The organism is Jeotgalibaca sp. PTS2502, from assembly GCF_001975685.1.
GTDB classification, from domain to species: Bacteria; Bacillota; Bacilli; order Lactobacillales; family Aerococcaceae; genus Jeotgalibaca; species Jeotgalibaca arthritidis.
In genome coordinates, this window is sequence record NZ_CP019433.1 from 1508111 (window position 1) to 1525838 (window position 17728).

General features: G+C 36.8%; 22 protein-coding genes. 6 read left to right on the forward strand and 16 right to left on the reverse strand.

The window, feature by feature from the left end:
* Positions 1-18 precede the first annotated feature (18 nt).
* From BW721_RS07345 to BW721_RS07395, 11 genes are all read right to left on the reverse strand, one after another.
* On the reverse strand, positions 19-906 hold the full coding sequence (locus tag BW721_RS07345; RefSeq protein WP_083686827.1) for a UbiA family prenyltransferase: 888 nt from the start codon (positions 904-906) through the stop codon (positions 19-21).
* A complete protein-coding gene (locus BW721_RS07350; protein ID WP_076767519.1) occupies positions 887-1756 on the reverse strand; it encodes a phosphatidylserine decarboxylase in 870 nt (289 codons plus the stop codon). The genes BW721_RS07345 and BW721_RS07350 overlap by 20 nt, the downstream gene beginning before the upstream one ends.
* 4 nt (positions 1757-1760) lie before the next feature.
* Positions 1761-2396, reverse strand: a complete 636-nt coding sequence (locus BW721_RS07355; RefSeq protein WP_076767521.1) for a CDP-alcohol phosphatidyltransferase family protein — start codon at positions 2394-2396, stop codon at positions 1761-1763.
* Between the two features lie 16 nt (positions 2397-2412).
* On the reverse strand, positions 2413-3000 hold the full coding sequence (locus tag BW721_RS07360; RefSeq protein WP_083686828.1) for a CDP-archaeol synthase: 588 nt from the start codon (positions 2998-3000) through the stop codon (positions 2413-2415).
* A gap of 178 nt (positions 3001-3178) precedes the next feature.
* Positions 3179-3892 (reverse strand): glycosyltransferase family 2 protein, encoded by a 714-nt coding sequence (locus BW721_RS07365; protein WP_076767523.1) that lies wholly within the window; start codon positions 3890-3892, stop codon positions 3179-3181.
* A 53-nt stretch (positions 3893-3945) separates the two neighbouring features.
* A complete protein-coding gene (locus tag BW721_RS07370) occupies positions 3946-4764 on the reverse strand; it encodes an undecaprenyl-diphosphate phosphatase (protein ID WP_076767525.1) in 819 nt (272 codons plus the stop codon).
* 321 nt (positions 4765-5085) lie between these two features.
* On the reverse strand, positions 5086-5397 hold the full coding sequence (locus BW721_RS07375; protein WP_076767528.1) for a hypothetical protein: 312 nt from the start codon (positions 5395-5397) through the stop codon (positions 5086-5088).
* 19 nt (positions 5398-5416) lie between these two features.
* Positions 5417-5812, reverse strand: coding sequence for a recombinase family protein (locus BW721_RS07380; protein ID WP_232222907.1), 396 nt, complete (start codon positions 5810-5812; stop codon positions 5417-5419).
* A gap of 162 nt (positions 5813-5974) precedes the next feature.
* On the reverse strand, positions 5975-6574 hold the full coding sequence (locus tag BW721_RS07385; protein WP_076767530.1) for a GNAT family N-acetyltransferase: 600 nt from the start codon (positions 6572-6574) through the stop codon (positions 5975-5977).
* A gap of 558 nt (positions 6575-7132) precedes the next feature.
* A complete protein-coding gene (locus BW721_RS07390; RefSeq protein WP_076767533.1) occupies positions 7133-7693 on the reverse strand; it encodes a DUF5067 domain-containing protein in 561 nt (186 codons plus the stop codon).
* A complete protein-coding gene (locus BW721_RS07395; RefSeq protein WP_076767535.1) occupies positions 7687-7971 on the reverse strand; it encodes a hypothetical protein in 285 nt (94 codons plus the stop codon). The genes BW721_RS07390 and BW721_RS07395 overlap by 7 nt, the downstream gene beginning before the upstream one ends.
* A 458-nt stretch (positions 7972-8429) precedes the next feature.
* Between BW721_RS07395 and BW721_RS07400 the strand changes: the two genes are divergently transcribed.
* Together BW721_RS07400 and BW721_RS07405 are read left to right on the forward strand one after the other, a co-directional pair.
* Complete coding sequence (locus BW721_RS07400) at positions 8430-8831, forward strand: hypothetical protein (RefSeq protein ID WP_076767537.1); 402 nt, start codon at positions 8430-8432, stop codon at positions 8829-8831.
* A 305-nt stretch (positions 8832-9136) separates the two neighbouring features.
* A complete protein-coding gene (locus tag BW721_RS07405; protein ID WP_083686829.1) occupies positions 9137-9646 on the forward strand; it encodes a YcxB family protein in 510 nt (169 codons plus the stop codon).
* 98 nt (positions 9647-9744) lie between these two features.
* On the opposite strand, the gene BW721_RS07410 is transcribed toward BW721_RS07405, so the two are convergent.
* Positions 9745-10377: a hypothetical protein gene (locus BW721_RS07410; RefSeq protein WP_335617483.1), complete on the reverse strand. Its 633-nt coding sequence runs from the start codon at positions 10375-10377 to the stop codon at positions 9745-9747.
* A gap of 183 nt (positions 10378-10560) precedes the next feature.
* The gene (locus tag BW721_RS11945; protein ID WP_232222908.1) at positions 10561-10698 is read right to left on the reverse strand and encodes a glycoside hydrolase domain-containing protein; all 138 of its coding nucleotides are present in this window, start codon (positions 10696-10698) and stop codon (positions 10561-10563) included.
* Positions 10699-11172: 474 nt separating this feature from the next.
* Here BW721_RS11945 and BW721_RS07420 point away from each other — a divergent pair, with 474 nt between their 5' ends.
* Positions 11173-11535 (forward strand): ArsR/SmtB family transcription factor, encoded by a 363-nt coding sequence (locus BW721_RS07420; RefSeq protein ID WP_076767545.1) that lies wholly within the window; start codon positions 11173-11175, stop codon positions 11533-11535.
* 16 nt (positions 11536-11551) lie between these two features.
* Complete coding sequence (locus BW721_RS07425; protein ID WP_034536057.1) at positions 11552-12163, forward strand: CadD family cadmium resistance transporter; 612 nt, start codon at positions 11552-11554, stop codon at positions 12161-12163.
* A 129-nt stretch (positions 12164-12292) separates the two neighbouring features.
* On the opposite strand, the gene BW721_RS07430 is transcribed toward BW721_RS07425, so the two are convergent.
* The gene (locus BW721_RS07430; RefSeq protein ID WP_076767547.1) at positions 12293-13171 is read right to left on the reverse strand and encodes a cation diffusion facilitator family transporter; all 879 of its coding nucleotides are present in this window, start codon (positions 13169-13171) and stop codon (positions 12293-12295) included.
* A gap of 43 nt (positions 13172-13214) precedes the next feature.
* The gene (locus tag BW721_RS07435; RefSeq protein ID WP_068561834.1) at positions 13215-13529 is read right to left on the reverse strand and encodes an ArsR/SmtB family transcription factor; all 315 of its coding nucleotides are present in this window, start codon (positions 13527-13529) and stop codon (positions 13215-13217) included.
* Positions 13530-13827: 298 nt separating this feature from the next.
* Here BW721_RS07435 and BW721_RS07440 point away from each other — a divergent pair, with 298 nt between their 5' ends.
* Both BW721_RS07440 and BW721_RS07445 read left to right on the forward strand, forming a co-directional pair.
* Positions 13828-15759: a heavy metal translocating P-type ATPase gene (locus tag BW721_RS07440; RefSeq protein ID WP_076767549.1), complete on the forward strand. Its 1932-nt coding sequence runs from the start codon at positions 13828-13830 to the stop codon at positions 15757-15759.
* 292 nt (positions 15760-16051) lie between these two features.
* A complete protein-coding gene (locus tag BW721_RS07445; RefSeq protein WP_076767551.1) occupies positions 16052-16603 on the forward strand; it encodes a tyrosine-type recombinase/integrase in 552 nt (183 codons plus the stop codon).
* A 109-nt stretch (positions 16604-16712) separates the two neighbouring features.
* Here BW721_RS07445 and BW721_RS07450 read toward each other — a convergent pair whose 3' ends face one another.
* Positions 16713-17126, reverse strand: coding sequence for a hypothetical protein (locus tag BW721_RS07450; protein ID WP_076767553.1), 414 nt, complete (start codon positions 17124-17126; stop codon positions 16713-16715).
* Between the last annotated feature and the right edge of the window lie 602 nt (positions 17127-17728).

Here is a 17728-nt window from a genome sequence, read left to right on the forward strand (position 1 = left end):
TCCTAACATCTAAAAATATCATAAACAAATTAAGACTAAGAAAATCAACAAATGAGCAATTAAATAGACTGGCACTAATGCCTTCAAATGCTTGCCTTGTGGCGCTTGGTAGTAGCGATAAATGAAATAAACCAATACCGCGTAAGCTAGAATCAATAAGAAGGACCCCAATTGTTGGTAAACTAAGACCATGGCAAAGAAAACACCGACAGCGGCAACTGCCAAAACAACCCGCAACGAGCCTTCAAATCCCCATACTTGTGAATAAGTCACATACTGATTTTCATCTTCCGGCGCTTTAATTTTTCGAGAAATTTCCCAAAGTAAGGCAGGCATATAGAGCGCTAAAGCCACACATATATTTTGCCAAGTCCAAATAGGCAACTGGTAGCGAAAGCAAACGTAATGAATCACGTAAAAACTTAAAATCAGCTGAACTGGATTATGGCTAATAAGCGCTAATACCAAACTTGGTTCAATTTTATCACGTTGGAAAAACCAAACTGTCATCAAAAAGCCGTAAAAAACAACTAAGGCAAAAGGTAAAACAGATTGCGGCAACAAGAGATTCACTGTCACCATCGTTATAAACAAAATAATTCCTAACGCCCACAAATCTTTTTTAAAGACACGCCCAGATGGTAACGCACGCTCTGGATAATTAATCTTATCATTTTCAAAATCTTTAAATTCATCTGCAATCCGTAATAAAAATAAAAAAGCAAAGACGGTGTAAACAACACCCACATCTGCCCAATTAAACTGATAAGCTGGCTGATTTTGAGCGAAGGTTATCACCGCAAAATACTGAACAGCTACCATTAATAAACTAATAAACAATCTCGGTATAATCGGGTACATTTCATTGATATACCCATTAAGTCTTTTAAACATATGCTTCGCCAACCTTTTCTCCTAATTTAACTTTTACTTCTAAGCCTGCACGACTTTGTCGTAAAATCTCCTCATCTATCGCTAGTTGATCTTTTTGATAGCAGACAATAATCGTTGAGGCGCCGTATTCAAAGTAACCTTTTTCTTGCCCTCTTTCAAAACGGCTATGCTCATGATTCTGAATTTTCCCTACTAACATTGCCCCCACTTCCATATACAGCAGCTGACCAAAGTGCTGGGTCGCCAGCAACTGCCAGTGGCGAGTATTTTCACTAAAAACAGATACAAATTCATGGGCAATCGGTCGGACGGTGTGCAACTTCCCTTTTATACGGCCTTCTGTTAAACAACGACCCCCGTCAGGATAAATATAACGGTGATAATCATCCAGACTTAATCGGTAAACGAAACAATAACCGCCCTTAAAGGTTTCCGCTAGCGTCTCGTCTTGAATGATATCCAGAAAACTATATTGGCTAGTCTTAATAGTAAACTGCGTTTGATGATTCAAAGGGAAAACTTGCAACTTACCATCGCAAACGGCTACCACTGATTGTGGATTAGAATCAATCGGCCGAGCAGTTGGTTTTAATTTACGTGTAAAGAAATCATTGAAGGAATAAAAGCTATCCTTTTCTGCTTCTGATAAGTCGATGTCATACTTTTCAACAAAATCCGCAATCTTCTTAGCTGAAGACGGTTTGCTACTTTGCTTGGCCTTCCAATTTGAAAAGCTTGGGCCGACCAATAATTTTAAGAGCAGTCGACCGAAACTAGTTTGGTAGAGCCATTCGATGGCTTTGCCGCCAACTTCTTTTTCTTTTTCAATAGTGCCCTTTTGGCGATTGTAGTAGTCTGCCATCTGATCACCTACTGATGAGAACGGCTAGGATGATGACCGCTAGTAAGACAAAGACGGCATACATCATGCCTGCTGGTTTGGGGATGGGGCGTTTCCAAACAAAGAGGCCACCCATGATAATATAAGTGGTTTGTAAAATGGCTTGGAAAACAGTCGTTTGGACTGCCCCGAATAGTTCAAATAGTGTATATAAAATCGGCACAACCAGTAGTATATAAGTAACGGGAACGCCAATGAAAAAGCGGTACTGACCGTCTGCTTCTAGCTGGTCTTCCTTGGTGACATGGAAATAGCTAAGACGACTCACTGCCATAATCGCGTAGAAGCAACTAATACCAACTGATAAGGGCGAGTAGTTGGTCACGATGATTAAAAAAACAATCGGTAATGCCACAAAGGAAATCATGTCGACTAATGAATCGACGAGTTCTCCCATTTGCTTTTCAGCAGTATTGCGCTTAAACTGCGAGGCAAATTTCCCGTCAAATAAATCACATAAAACAGCCCCTATCATAAACATAACTGCTCGTGTTAAGGGACCGGTTATCGTTGTATACATACTTAAAATAGCAAAACATAACCCAACTAAACTGACGAGGTTGGCGCGGTGAAATGCTGGAATAATCATTAATTTACGCATAAGATCATCCTTTCCATTAAATTGATTTTTTCCAACCCATCTTGACTAATACGGTATTAATAATGAGGTGGGTCGCCGCCCCCAAAATGACATAAGCCAGATACAACCAAATGGAAATCGGTTGAAAGTAGGCTAAGACGAGTGCGCAACCAAACAAGGAGTCCATTTGATCCAGCCACATATATTTCAATGGGTGAGCCACTTCTGATGCTTGACCTGCTGGGATATCCTGCCGTCTTTTCCAAAAACTGTTTGGTAATTCAAAGACAATATAAGCGACTCCTAGCCAAAAACCGACGAAACCATTAAAGACGATGGTGTTGTCATTGTTTTGGTAAAACTGATTATGGTTTTGCAGATAAGGAAAGCTACGGCATAAAAAGCCCCAAATAATCATAGCAATGATACTGCACACAACCATTCCTAGTGCCCCGCGCCATGTTTTATTCTCACCAAAAACAGGCCTGCCGTCCCGCCATGTCTTGCCACCATCAATCCTGGCGGTCCAATCTAATAGCCAGTTAGATTTCAGCAACTTCATATTAGCCACACCTGCCAAAATGACAGGCATCAAGGTAATATACATCGTTAAAATAATGTTCAACTCTCTAAAAACTCCTTTAAACTAGCCCTCTATTTTTCTGCATTATAGCATAAGGCCACTGAAAAACCTCTTCATATGAGTGGTGATGGATTTTGAGTGAGTAGAAACTTAATTTGGTGGTTCTACTCACTCTGGGAACAAAAAGAACCAGAACGCTTCCGCGTTCTGGTTCTTCAATTTATTTAAATCGTTTTTTGAAAATGAATCCTCTTAATAGTTGTTTAGCAATGCGAAGTGAATCAGTTAGGGCCTTGTAGTGAGACGACGATTCTCCACCGAAATAAATCGTTTGGATAGCTTGTTCATGAATGGGAATTGACTGAATCAAAGCGTACGTCAGTACATTCATTTCGTATTCAAAGCGGTCACCGCTCACGTCCAATAACCAATCTAAATGGTTAAAATCAAAAGCACGTAATCCAGTTTGTGTATCGCTAATGTAGGTCCCGAATAACAAGGCAACTACTCTGCTCGTTAGTTTATTTCCAAATGCATTTTTTGAGGGAACATTATCTTGGTCAAAGTCACGTACGCCTAGCACAATTGTATTAGGGGAGCCTTTGGCAACGGTGATGAGTGCCATCACATCTTCAGCAACATGCTGTCCATCTGCGTCGGCAGTCACAATGGTTTTTACTGCTAACTGCTGTTCTTTTATATAAGAAAAAGCGGTTTTTAATGCGCGACCTTTACCACGGTTCACCTCATGTACAAGTAGTTGGCACGCTGGCAAGGCTGCTAATTGGTCGAAGACTGCCTGATGTTCTGGCTTGCTGCCATCATTGACAATAATAATAGAAGGAACACCTTTGTCTATCAATTGCTTGGCATATAAAATAAGGTCGTTACTTGGGTTAAACGCTGGTATCACAACAACACTTTGGCTGAACATTGCCTCACCTTTTCCCTTTTTAATACTCTCAGTATAGCATTTTCTTCAAAAGTTTAGGCAAATAAAACGAAATATGCAATTACTAGAGCTCCTAAAACAATTCGGTACCAACCAAAGGCTTTAAAGTCGTTATTTTGGATGTAACGCATTAGGAATTTAATGGCAACGATCGAAACGACAAAGGCAACTAGCATGCCCACTAATAAAATCGTCAGTTCTTGGCTAGTAAAATCAAAACCGAACTTAACTAGTTTTAGTGCGCTTGCGCCAAACATAACGGGAATCGACAGGAAGAAGGAATATTCTGCTGCAATAAAACGAGATGTTCCTAAAATAATAGCCCCTAAAATCGTTGCGCCAGAACGTGATGTACCTGGAATAAGAGACAAGCATTGGAAAAAACCAATCATTAGTGCTGTTTTATAAGATAAATCACTGAAGCTGTGGATACTACCGCTGTTACCTTCGTTACGATTTTCAACAAGAATAAATAAAGCACCGTAAACGATCAGCATAATCGCAACAACCCAGTAATTGTAAAAGTGCTCATTCAACCAATCATCTAGCAGCAAACCTAAAACGGCAGCTGGAATGACCCCAACAATGACCTTATACCAAATTGCCATAGTGTCTTTTTTCTCTTCTTTAGTCTTTTTAAAAGAGAAGGGATTTAATTTATTAAAGTAAAGCACCACCACTGCTAAAATAGCACCCAATTGAATGACCACGAAAAACATTTCTTTAAATGCGGCTGTCATATCTAATTGAATAAATTCTTCAACTAAAATCATATGTCCTGTACTCGAAATCGGTAACCACTCTGTAATACCTTCAACAATACCGAGAATGATTGCCTTCAATATTTCTATCATGTTTATTATTTCCTCCTTAAACTCAATAGGTCTATTCTACTAAACCCGCTCCTTTTATGAAACACTAAGAATTAAATTTATGCAATTTTTTAAGACTTGCTAGGAAAATGTCGACTAGCACTGAAAAAAATGGTCACTCGACACATTTAGGGCGAATTCTGTCGACTGAGCCTAAACAAATCCCCCACTCGACAATTTCAGCCATAACAAGTAAAGTAATAACTCCTCCTAAAACGGCCCCATAATACCCTATCCAAGCGCCTACATCAGATCGATCTACGATACCAATGCGAGAAGGTGTGATGAGAATAAGGTAGAGCGCTAAGTGTCTAAATTATTTAAAAAGTTAATCTCACTATTCTTTTTAAAAATTATTGATTCTCGTGTTTGCTGAGCTCCCTTTCTATCCTCAGATGAAGAGGTAATAGCAAAATGCTCAATGAATCCGTTATTAAATACAATGTCTGAAAATTTAGTACTGTGTGTGTTCAAATGGGCACTCTCTAGCCAGCTTTTCAGTTGAACAAATTGCTGATCAGATAATCCAAAATAATTTTCTTTATTTAAATTATTCTTTATGAAATCCAAACTTCTTTGCTCTATGCTATCTTGATTTGATATATTTTCACTCATAAGACATATCTCCTCTCTTTCACTTATATCGAGTAAGCGTACTTTTACTGATCCCTGTCATCTTCTCGACTTCCATATAGGAGTGGGTCTCTAGGAACTTCATAACCAATTCGATCTGCTTTGGGGAGAACTTTTTAGGGCGCCCTTCCTTGAAACCTGGCTGTTGTTTGGCGATTTCCTTTCCCTCTTGGGTTCGTTCCACAATCAAATCACGTTCAAAATCCGCAAAGGCTCTGAATATGGTAAAGACTAATCTTCCCGTTGAAGTATTCTCAATCACACCTAGATTCAAGACATTGATCCGAACACCCTTTTCAAAAAGGTACTTGATCGTATTCAATTCGTCTTGAGTACTGCGTGCGAATCGGTTTAACTTTGTGACCACCAATGTATCACCCGTTTGAATCGTCTGCAATAGTTTTGGGAATTCCGGTCGATCACTTTTTGTCCCCGTTATTTTTGGATTTATTATGCATTTCTTTTAGGAGTTATCTATCTGCACTATTCACCGGATTCCGGAAATTGTAGCTACTATACTAAAGAAGACCTTGAGTATTTTACTCAGGGTCTTCTTGCTTCAGATATTCATTTCATAGACACGCACTTCATGAAGACGGTAGCAGATTTTTTCCAATTCTTCTTTTCGCTCGATTGGCGCTTCGAAGTTGAAGTTTCGGATCCCGTATACTTCTCCTATATTTTCAAAACTGATAAAACTCTGTAATATCGAATTATTTGCATTCCCTTTCAAATAAGCATTCAGATACGCTTCCCTGAACAGGAACCCTTGCTTAAGGTACCACTGCGTTGCAGCCATGTCATCCTGGGTCCAAACCTCTACCCGTTCGACCCCATTCTCTCTCAGCTTTTCTTGGGCTGCCCGCCAGAGCGCGGTTGCTAAACCCTGCCCCCTATATTCAGGTAAGACTCCTAAATGCCAAATCACTCCGCCTTTTGAACCCTCAAAGTAGCAGGCATCTCCCGGTTCCTCCTCATACTCACAATCCAGGAAGCCGATGACTTGCCCATTCTCTATCGCTACCATTTGAATAACAGGGTTCTCGTATTCTTCCCGAAAGTTTTGAACATCATCAAAATAGGAGCTGTCCAAAAAGGATACTACTCGGCAGCGAATCCATGATGTTTTGTCTTGGTCTTCGTATTCTCGAATCTTCATAAAAATCCTCCTTTGTAGTAACGGAGGTTAGTTTTCAGTGTTACCTCCTACCACTGTGTTATAAGTAATTCTCTTTTTCGTCCACATGGCAATCACTCCTTCACGATACTAAGTAGAATGGTCACTCCATTTAAGGCCGCTACAGATATTAAATGGAATATCCTGTTCTCTGTTTACCTGTTCAGTTTAATATAAAGGGAAACTCTTTACCATTCCTTATTTCCAAAAGGACTGAGGATCCCTCTGTATCAAAAACAATCGATTATGAGACAAATAAAAACAGCCTCTTTTATTTATTAAAAGAGGTTGTTTTTCGTATCAAATGTTATCTCTTTAAAAATGAATCTTTAACTACCCTTTTTAATACAATAGATAAAATAAAAGCGGAAGGCTATATTAACTACACAGTGAAGTTAAATTATAAGGTATTTGGCTCACTGTGTCTTTTAAAAACTATAAAATCCCTACCTCTTTCAGATTTAGAAAGAAGTAGGGATTTTCTTTATTCAAGGACTGAGTTTTTTCCCAGTATGTTTCATATATATTAAGAAATTATATTCATTCCTCATTAAAACTAAAAAGAATACTTTCGTTATCATCATTTATAATTTTCTCATCAAACTCAAGTCTAACATCACTTTTTTCTCCAAGGGGAATCGCAATATAAATTTTGGCTTTTTCCCCAGGGGCTATTGGGCGAATCGCAACTCCATAGGCTTCCTCGTAATGTGGGTTTTCTTCAGAAAATTCTTCAGAGATAGAGGCAAAGCCTTCTTCAATTTCTTCTCCATTTTGGAAAAAATTGAAATGACCTCTTACGCCTATCGGTGCAAAAGCGTCATCCCCAATATTCGTATAGTTTACCCAAAGTACTAAAGTGGGTTTTCCTTCACTATCTGTGATAAATTCATGGGACATGAGGGTCACTTCTTCGTTTATAGTGTAATAGGTGTCACCTTTAAAGTAAGGACGCTCGTTAGTCTCCTTAATTTCCGCAGTAAACTTGCTGATTGTTTCAGAAGGGGGAAGGGTGTCGACGCCAGTATCTGCTGTATTATTATTTGTACATCCCACTAATAATAGGACCAAAAGCAACTGAAAATAAATAGTTTTTACCAATTTGTGATACCTCCTAAATCAATAGCCATTGTAATGATACGTTCGATCCTCGAATTTGATAACATGAGGCGGGCCTTGGCTAACACCAGTTTCCCCATAGTACTGTACTTTTGTAATTCATAATAAGCATCATATCCTGTCCAATACGTATATTCTGTCCAGCTTATGACACTTTCTGAGTTTAATGTCCAGGGATAGGATTCTCCTGGGCGAGTAAAAAAAGCTTGCGTCTTTTTCTTTGCTGTTACTATTTTACCTGCTGCACTTTCATCTTGCAAAATACACCAAGGCTACTACTAACAAACAAGAAAACAATTGTTGTAATACAGTTGACTAAGGAAAAATCAGGACCGTGCCGTTAGTGCTTAAAAGAAAGATATTCAACTACTTTTTTACTATATTCTAATTATAACATTATATTTACGATTTATAACAAAATAGTCATATATGACTATTTTTCATAACTTTTACCCTGGGTCTTAGTTATATGCTTTTGAAGAATTGATTGTCAAAGAGATACTTATTTGTTTTTTTTAGGTTTCCTTAGAAAAAATACAGGATATCAAAATAAGAACGAATTGACTCTATTATTATATAGTAGAGGTAGTATTAAACTAACACTGTCCAGCGACTTCACAATCCTTTTTCTTCAATAACTTTGCAAAAAGTTAAAAAGTATATAATATAAAACAAGTGGACATATGTTAGAATATACACAAAAAAGGAGAGTGGTAACATGAAGCGTCCCAAGAGTGAAGATGTGCCCAATCAAGGATGTGGAATATTCTTTTTAATGGTTCTTACAACGTTCCTTCTTATGAGCCTTCCCGTTTTAAAAACTACTTATAACCATTTTTTTGAAAAGAAAATCTTATTAGTCAGTGACTCTCCCGATAATACTTACCATATAGAAGTATCAACAGAAGGGTATTCAAGTGAAATCATTATTAAAGAAACCGCAACTTCTTCAGAGCATAGTGCCGTTATCATAACTGATCAGCTCACATATGTGAATCCAGAAGATATCAAAATCAAATGGCTCAATGACAAGTTAGCTGAGATCATTGTGATGGGTCGAGATGATACTCAAAATTTTTTTTATTTCAATGGTTATTCAGAGACCGAAAAGATACAATGAAAAACAATACATTACTAAGCAATAAGCTAGTCTACTTCAAATATATTTATTTCAAAAAAATTTGAATCTAAACTATACTAAGATTAGTTAAGTAGAAATCTTTTTGAGACTTCTCCCTTCTAATTTTAGTATATTTTTATTGATGCTTTTTCTTCTAACCAAGATAAATTGGAATAGAGAAGACTTTTTAGGAAAGTGAGAAAAAGTATATAAAAAGGTAATCGTTGGATAAGGAGGTAATTTAGTATAAAATTATTATGGTTTAGGAGTAGTAGAATCCGTTAAATGAAAAGTGAGGTTTTTGTATGATTGAAGGAGAACCCTTATTGAGATTCAAGGGGCAGCTGCAACTGGAGCATTTAAAGAAACTTAATCTGTACCGGTACCACATGAGAAGAAAAGGATCTGCTCTTTTCTTTCTAATCTTTTTCTCCTTGTTCTTTTTATATATGCATTATGTTATGGAATTTTCTGTTCTGGCTACGATACTCATTATGCTGGGCGGCATAGTTATTGGGGTGATTGTGGGCTTCTCTCTTTTGAATCGTGCGCTCACAAAAGAATATGTCCGCGATCCGGCAGCTCACAGTGAATTTATCTATACCGTTACGGAATCGGGAATAGAAATGGAATCCGATCGTATCCGTCACTTTCTGGGATGGGAGGAATTCAGCGCCGTGTTCGAGTATGCCGACATGTTTATCCTAACTGTAACCCCTATAAAAGTGAACGCTATTCCGAAAACCTTCTTCAATTCCACGGAAGAAGTAGAGGAATTCAGAAGAATAACTAATAGAAAAATCCCTAAAAAATAGTCGATTCGAGCAAAAGAAAGGTCTCTTTTAGGATGGAATGATATTCCATCCTAAAGGAGACCTGTTTTTAATTAGGTTGAGGCAATTCTGTCAAAGCCTTAATTTGCAAAGGCGGCTAATATAGTACTGAACGCCGATGCCCCACTAGCAAGGTATGCTGCCGCTGTAGTAAGTAGAGGTGCGAGATATATCCAGCTGGCAACTACAAGCCCTGCAAAGGCCAAAGCTCCTACCACCACTGCTACATCCTTAGCCCCTTCTGAGAACCGGTCTGATACAGTGGAAATACCATCAGTGACGTCCACAGGTATTGGATTTGGATAATCAGGTGGGAAATTAGAATTCTTAAGATACACATTGAAAAGGATTGCGGCTGAGGTCTTGATACCAGAACCTAGTTCGATATCAGCTACTATGATTCTATAGGTGTACTTGATTTCTCCTGATTGGACGCTCACCGAGGTCTCGATGATCCCATTACCCATATTAGAAGCCAGCGTATTGGTGATCCCCTTACTGTCCAGAGTAATTTGACTGGATAAGCCAAAGGTGTTCTCTATGGTTGTTTCGATTGCTCCAAAGGGTTCCCCATTGCTGACATGAACAATATTGCCTAATCCCTCATCGTCTCCTATAGTAATGTCTTTAGAAGCGCTAAAGGTTACTTTAAGCAGAGAAGAATTAAATAGTTCTCTCTCCTCCCCATCCAGTTCAATCCTCTCAGATACCATCTCGAACAAAGGAATACCTTCTGTTACTCTCGCTAAAGCTTCTTTGATTAACTGCTCAGCAGAGTCCGAAGTTACAAATCTTACAACGGATTTAATTGGAGGATATAAACCCGAGTGTATGACTTTATCAATGGCCCAATAGTCACTTATTCCGAATTCATCAAATTGATCAAAGTTCCAGTTTTACGGCATTTTAAAGCCCAGATTACCGCTGAAGCCGGAAGACATGTTGGATACATAGCTAGTGACGGCAGACCCAGCAGAAGTAACTTGGGAACAAACATTGCGGGTGCCGTAAACGCCTACACGATAATTGGTCAAGGCCTCGCTTACCCCTTTAAAGTAGGGAATAATGTATTCTGAGATTTCCCAATCCTGTACTCAACAATACGAACGCAAGTTCTATAGAGCACGTATAAATTGACGTTTCAAAAAAATAATAGTTTTTAATTGTTCCACCTCTTCCCTTTTTTAAGTAATTAACAAGTTAAAATTATAGTTTAACCTGCTCCCTTGTTCCATCAAATACAATAGAGTTATAATAACTAACGTAGAAATCAATAACTTAAAATATATTATAAATCTGCCATTGAACAATTTACAGAAGGATTTGTTTGTTATTTCTAAATGAAAGACAATATAGAGAAAATATACATGGGTGTTGACAAATTTCATAAAAATAATAAATACATGAAATTGCTTATAATAGTGTATTGGAATTAAGGTAGATTGACAAAAGAGTGATCAAATAGGTATACTTCATTCAAATAATCGTTTGAATGTGAGGTGAGATGAATGAAAAACGTTTGCCAAGTGACTGTCGTACATAAAGAAAAAGTAAATGGAATAAAAAATAAATTGGATCAAAAAGATTTTTCAAACTTACTTGTGTTAGGGAAATGTTTCAGCGATTTTTCTAGAATTAAAATTTTCTATGCTTTAGAAACCTATAAGGAAATGTGCGTCTGTGATTTAGCAGAAATACTTACTGCTAGTGTCGCTACAACGTCACACCATTTACGTTTTTTAAAAAAACATGGAATGGCAAAATCACGTCAAGATGGAAAAGTAGTTTATTACTCTTTAGCGAATGAAGACATCCTTTCCGCTATTCGTGTTTTTTTAAAGTTATCAGAAAATCTATCTATGAAATCTTAGTTTGGAGGAAGTTATTTTGTTACAAAGTATTTTTTCAGCTATCGCTGTTTACATTTCTACGAGCATTGATTATTTGTTTATCTTGCTCATTATCTTTTCTCAAAGTCACACACAAAAAGGTATTCGACACATTTTTTGGGGTCAATATCTTGGAACAGGCATTTTGGTAGCTGTAAGTTTGTTTGCTGCTTATGTGCTGAATTTTATTCCGCAAGATTGGATCATTGGACTTCTTGGATTAATTCCAATTTATTTAGGTATCCGTGTCGCTGTGATAGGCGAAGAGGAGGAAGAAGAAGAGGAAGTCGTTGAAAAACTAGAATCTAGAGGAACCAGTCGGTTATTCTGGACTGTCGCCTTAATAACCATTGCGTCAGGTGGAGACAATTTAGGGATTTATATTCCCTACTTTACTTCGTTAGCTTTTTCAGAAATTTTAATTGCCTTAGTAGTATTCGTTATCTCGATTGCGATTCTTTGCTTTATCAGTTATAAGTTGGCAAAAATTTCCTTTGTTTCCGAAACGTTAGAAAAGTATGAACGAATCATTGTTCCAATCGTGTTTATTGGATTAGGAATCTTTATCTTGGTAGAGAACGGGACGATACAAACGCTACTAGGTTTTTAAAAATCATAATCACGAAAGATAAAAAGAGAGGCAGCGATTTGTTTAGTCGCTGCCTTTTTTGCTTTTCAAATAATGAGGTATTTTTAGTGTAGGACTATCCTAAGTGTTGTGGGAGTATCCTTTCTCAAGTTATTCTTTACTTGTTGTTATTTCTATTGTGATATGATTTTTCACACTGGATTCATGTGCGATTTCTGCAATTACTTCTTTTATTTCCCTAGCCTTGTCTATGTCTGAAGGGTCTATAAGAACCGTGACGATAAGGGCGTTTTCTTCCCCGTCCAGTGACCAAATGTGAAAATGTGAGAGGTCTTTTATAGCAGGAACATTTTTAATGGAATTCGCCAAGCTCTTTACGTTTACATTTTCAGGCGAACCATTCAATAAAATTTTCATTGTGGTGAAAAATTCAGGAATGGTTTTGTAGAGGATATAGAGTGCAATCAAAATCGATAAGATAGGATCCAGACGATATGCCTCGGTAAAGTTCATTAGAATACTCACAATCAAGACTCCAATCCACCCTAATACGTCTTCCAGCATATGGAGGTTCAACATACCCTCATTTTTGGATGTGCCTTTGCTTAAAATCCAAGCAGCATATCCATTCAATGCAATAGCTACGAGAGAAAGCCAGAACATGCCACTATAATTTACGGGTTGTGGGTCAAGCAAACGTGGCACACTACGATAGATCATAAAGAACGAGCCACTAATTAGCACAACGCCAGTTATCAGCGCGCCCAGTAAAGAAAATCGGTTATAGCCAAAGGTGAACCGTTCATCTTGTTTTTTCTCTGAATAACCTTGAAAAAACCAAGCGAATCCAATTGAAATAGAGTCCCCTAAATCATGAACTGCGTCAGACATAATGGACACACTATTGAAAAGAAACCCAAAGAAAAATTCACTTATGGAGAAAATAAAATTTATGAAGAAAGCAATTTTAATATTTTTTTTCGATTGATCCTGATGCGAGTGATTATGATTTTTATCTGATTTTGACATTTTAAAAACCTCCTAAGTTTGTATGCTACATAACTAATTGGTTTTATTTTTCTAATTCACTGACATGAGTTAAAACTTGTTCGAGAATACTAAAAACATGAAGGTCATCTAAACTGTAAAGCATACTTTTTCCTTCTCTTCTTGATTTTACTAAGCGTGCGTCTTTCAACGTTTTTAATTGATGAGAAATAGCAGACTGTTCCATGTCCAGAGAAATAGCGATATTTCCAACACTACACTCTTTTTTCTGTAAAAGAAAGAGAACCGACAATCGTGTAGGATCACTAATCACCTTAAATAGTTTGCTTATTGACAGAATAGATTCTTTATCGATTGGAGAAGTTGTTTTTATATCCATAGTGTTTTTATTCCTTTCATATGACCTTTCGTTCATATCTATATTACCATATGAGCGAAACAATGCTAATCTTTTGTTTATAAAAGAGAAGTTGCGTTCTCTTTATCTTGACAAAACGTATATAGCGATATAAAATGAGAATACAAACATATGATTAGTTAGTCATATGCAAAGTGGATTCATTACGATTTACTTTTGGAATAAACGAAAGGAGTCAGAAATAGCGGAAATTTATGTGATTCAAGAAGTAAATGATGGAAAACAAAGGAATTATAAATTATATAGGGAGGCAATAGAAATGGAAACTATCCAAGAACAACAGTCTCAAGAAAAGCATAATCATAATCACAACCACGATCACGACCATGATCATGGGAAAATGCCAGTCGTTTTGTACTTTGTTGGTTTAGCATTAGCAGTGATTGCTCTATTTTTGAATGAAGATTATCAGTTGGTACAAAATGTTTTGTTCTCAATCGCTACAATCAGTGCCGGGTATCACGTTATTCTTCTTGAAGGCCTTGGAGAAACAATTGAGAATTCAAAAGCACAAAAAAAGTTTATACCTAATTCTCATATTTTAATGGGATTAGCGGCAATTGGAGCTTCTTTGATGGGGAATTTTTGGGAAGGAACATTATTGATTCTTATTTTTTCTGGCGCACATTTTTTGGAAGATTATGCAGAAGGAAGAAGCAAACGAGAAATAACGAAATTACTCGAAATGAATCCAACGACTGCCCGGTTAATCCTGCCTGATGGTAGTACAAAAAATGTAGATGTCAGTGAATTAAAAGTGGGAGATCAACTTCAAGTGTTGAATGGCGATCAAGTACCTATTGATGGCGTCATTTTGTCTGGATCTACATCCATTGATGAGTCGTCTATTAATGGAGAAAGTATCCCGAAAGAGAAAGCCAAAGGAGATGGCGTCTTCGGGAGTACAATCAATGGAACAGGTACCTTCACGATGAAAGTCACCAAAGAAAACAAAGATACAGTATTTTCAAAAATTTTACAATTAGTGAATCAGAACCAAGATAACCAAACAAAAGCTGCGAGTATTATCCAAAAATTTGAACCGAAATATGTCACAGTTGTTTTAATTGCCATTCCGTTATTCATGTTATTGGCACCTTTTCTACTTGATTGGACATGGTCACAAAGTGTCTATAGAGGATTAGTCCTTTTAGTTGCAGCTTCACCGTGTGCTTTAGCAGCAGCTACTGTCTCGGCAACGCTATCGACGACTTCTAATTTAGCCAAAAAAGGAGTCCTTTCAAAAGGTAGTTCTTACCTGTCTCAATTAGCCGATATTAAAGCAATTGCATTTGATAAGACGGGCACCTTGACCAAAGGAAAACCTGAAGTAACCAATTATTATTTTGCTGATTCCGTGAACGAAGAAAACATGATTGATATCGTAGTAGCTCTTGAAAAAGAATCCAATCACCCTTTAGCAGATGCTATTCTAAGAAAGTTTGAGCAAAAAAACAAACTAACTATTGATGTAGAAAACCAGATTGGTAAAGGATTGACAGGAGATTACAAAGGGAGAAATTATCGTATAGGAAAACCGACTTCGTTTGATGATGTTTCAGATGAGTATAGTCGTTTAAATAATGAATGGGCTTCAGAAGGTAAGACAGTCGTGTACGTAGCAGTAGATGAAGAGGTTCTAGGCCTTATTGCCCTCATGGACATTCCAAGTGAACATGCAAAAGCAACCATTGAGTATTTCAGAAAACAAGGTATACACACCACATTAATTACTGGTGACTCAGAAATGACGGGAAAAGCGGTTGCTAAACAATTGGGAATAGATGAAGTGATTGCAAATGTCATGCCGGAAGACAAATCCAGAATAATAGACGAACAAAAAGAAAAATACGGTGTGACCGCCATGGTTGGAGACGGTGTAAATGATGCTCCTGCTCTTGTTAATGCAGATGTGGGAATCGCTATGGGAGATGGGACTGATGTGGCAGTAGAGGTATCTGATTTAGTTTTAATGCAAAACAATTTATCAAAATTGGTACAATCTCATAATATTTCTTCGAAAATGAACCGTGTTATTTGGCAGAATATTATTTTTTCAATGGCCGTTGTTGCTTTTTTAATTGTCGTTAGTTTCTTGGGCTTAACGGATATTGCCATAAGTGTCATTATTCATGAAGGAAGTACATTGGTTGTTATTTTGAATGGACTTCGATTGCTAAGGGCAGTCTAAAGAATGATTGCACACCTTCAAATTAATCGAGTAATAGAGATAATTAAGGATTACACTACATTTTTTATCTCTATTATTTATTTATATTTATCTAGATGTTCAAAGTCAAAATGATATGTCATCCATACTCTTGTGGCGTGACTTGAATACAAGACACATGAAATTGGATAAAATCGTGTATCGAGAATCCTATATCTATAGGGTTCTTTTTTTATAAGGGTGTCCAATACATGATTTAGTGCTATAATGAATGAAATCATGTATCTGTTTTAGGATAGGAGAGAGCATTTCAATGACCTATAACGTCCAACCATTAAGAACGCAGCAAGAAATCAACGACTTTTTATTCTGTTTGAGACGCAACAAAAACGCTGAACGCGACGTTTTCTTGTTTTTGATCGGCATTAATAGCGGTTTGCGCATGTCCGATATCGTGAAATTAAAGAAAAAAGACGTGATTTCCTCGAAAAACCCACGTATTGTGGAGCAAAAAACCGGAAAAACACGCATTTTATATTTAAGCAGCTTACAGGAGTTAATCCAGGACTACACGAAAGACTTGGAACCAGAGGATTATTTGTTTCCCAGTACCAAAGGCGGTCATTTAGAAGTCAATACGGTCTATCAGATGTTTCAAAAGGTCGCTAAGCTGTTAGGAAGAGACGATATTGGGACGCACACACTGCGGAAGACGTTTGGCTACCATTACTATAAGAAAACCAAAGACGTTGCCACACTGATGGAAATTTTCGGTCACAGCAGCGAAAAAATCACCAAACGCTATATCGGGATCAATGAAGACGAAATTAGTGAAACCTTGTTAAATTTCAGATTAGGTTTTTAATTTTTGAGTCCTTTTTAGCACCTTTTATTAACTATAATTACTGTACGCTTTTCTGTTGTCTTGGATCTGTTAAAAATTATAGTAAGGAGTGGGATATACCAATACATTACTATTTTGATACTTTCTTTATTTTTTCTTTTTCTGCATTGGTATTGAAATAAAAATAATTTTGAGCACCATCCCTACCTGTCACAATAATCTGAGCAGCAGTGTCACTGAGCCATTCAATTACAATATTCTCTGAAGCCACATCTACTAACAATTCGGTCTCAATGAAAGAACTAAGCTTTGAAGAAGTTGTAACTTCTTCAATAAGGATTTCATTTGAATGGCCTTTTATTGAGATTTCAATATGGTACGTATCATCGGGAGAATCACTGCTCAATAGTATTTGTTTTTCAAAAAATGCTGCATTAATAAACATTACAACGGGAATGCTCAGCAATATTATCATTGTAAGAATCATTAAAAAGAATATCCCACATCCTTGACTTGGCGCATATTCATTATTAGGCTGCTTCATATTGAATCCTCCTTCATCATAGCTATTTTAACAGAATTTGTTTCATTAATTTTAACGTAAACAAACCGCTAATTCTATAGGTCAGATTAGCGGTATTAGTTTATATTCCACTTGTTGTATTCATAACTCTTAAGTTTTGATTATCAGGTTTTATCTATTTTAATGTGGGAATAAAAAATAAAGATGTGCTTACGCCTTAGACGTAAACATATCTTTAAATAAATTGATATTTAAAAAATGATTTTTTTCACCGATAAAGTATCTTGAATTTTATAAGCTTCGGGAAAGTCAAGTCCAGACTCCTGTGTAAAATGCTATACAATGTTTTTACCATTTCTACTTATCAAAATTGATGTATTTTCTTGAAGAATAAATCCATTCATCATGCAGGTCCATAAGAACGGCTCCAATTAAGCGATTGGCTGATGTTTGATGGGGTTTAGTTGATATCAAAAAGAGAATAGTTTCATTCTGTTTTTTTATGCCTAAAAATGATTGAGTATACTTTTAAAATAAGAATACTTAGGAAAAGCAGTTCCCTCAAATGTACTGACGGATCTTTTAAGGTAATCAGTCCTGAAAAACAATTGTATTATTATGTT

What these genes read in the sequence shown, in the direction of transcription:
- BW721_RS07350 (WP_076767519.1), bottom strand. Translation starts at nt 1,756, where the DNA reads ATGGCAGACTACTACAATCGCCAAAAGGGCACTATTGAAAAAGAAAAA.
- BW721_RS07355 (WP_076767521.1), bottom strand. Translation starts at nt 2,396, where the DNA reads ATGCGTAAATTAATGATTATTCCAGCATTTCACCGCGCCAACCTCGTC.
- BW721_RS07365 (WP_076767523.1), bottom strand. Translation starts at nt 3,892, where the DNA reads ATGTTCAGCCAAAGTGTTGTTGTGATACCAGCGTTTAACCCAAGTAAC.
- BW721_RS07370 (WP_076767525.1), bottom strand. Translation starts at nt 4,764, where the DNA reads ATGATAGAAATATTGAAGGCAATCATTCTCGGTATTGTTGAAGGTATT.
- BW721_RS07375 (WP_076767528.1), bottom strand. Translation starts at nt 5,397, where the DNA reads ATGAGTGAAAATATATCAAATCAAGATAGCATAGAGCAAAGAAGTTTG.
- BW721_RS07385 (WP_076767530.1), bottom strand. Translation starts at nt 6,574, where the DNA reads ATGAAGATTCGAGAATACGAAGACCAAGACAAAACATCATGGATTCGC.
- BW721_RS07400 (WP_076767537.1), top strand. Translation starts at nt 8,430, where the DNA reads ATGAAGCGTCCCAAGAGTGAAGATGTGCCCAATCAAGGATGTGGAATA.
- BW721_RS07405 (WP_083686829.1), top strand. Translation starts at nt 9,137, where the DNA reads ATGATTGAAGGAGAACCCTTATTGAGATTCAAGGGGCAGCTGCAACTG.
- BW721_RS07410 (WP_335617483.1), bottom strand. Translation starts at nt 10,377, where the DNA reads ATGGTATCTGAGAGGATTGAACTGGATGGGGAGGAGAGAGAACTATTT.
- BW721_RS07420 (WP_076767545.1), top strand. Translation starts at nt 11,173, where the DNA reads ATGAAAAACGTTTGCCAAGTGACTGTCGTACATAAAGAAAAAGTAAAT.
- BW721_RS07430 (WP_076767547.1), bottom strand. Translation starts at nt 13,171, where the DNA reads ATGTCAAAATCAGATAAAAATCATAATCACTCGCATCAGGATCAATCG.
- BW721_RS07435 (WP_068561834.1), bottom strand. Translation starts at nt 13,529, where the DNA reads ATGGATATAAAAACAACTTCTCCAATCGATAAAGAATCTATTCTGTCA.
- BW721_RS07440 (WP_076767549.1), top strand. Translation starts at nt 13,828, where the DNA reads ATGGAAACTATCCAAGAACAACAGTCTCAAGAAAAGCATAATCATAAT.
- BW721_RS07445 (WP_076767551.1), top strand. Translation starts at nt 16,052, where the DNA reads ATGACCTATAACGTCCAACCATTAAGAACGCAGCAAGAAATCAACGAC.
- BW721_RS07450 (WP_076767553.1), bottom strand. Translation starts at nt 17,126, where the DNA reads ATGAAGCAGCCTAATAATGAATATGCGCCAAGTCAAGGATGTGGGATA.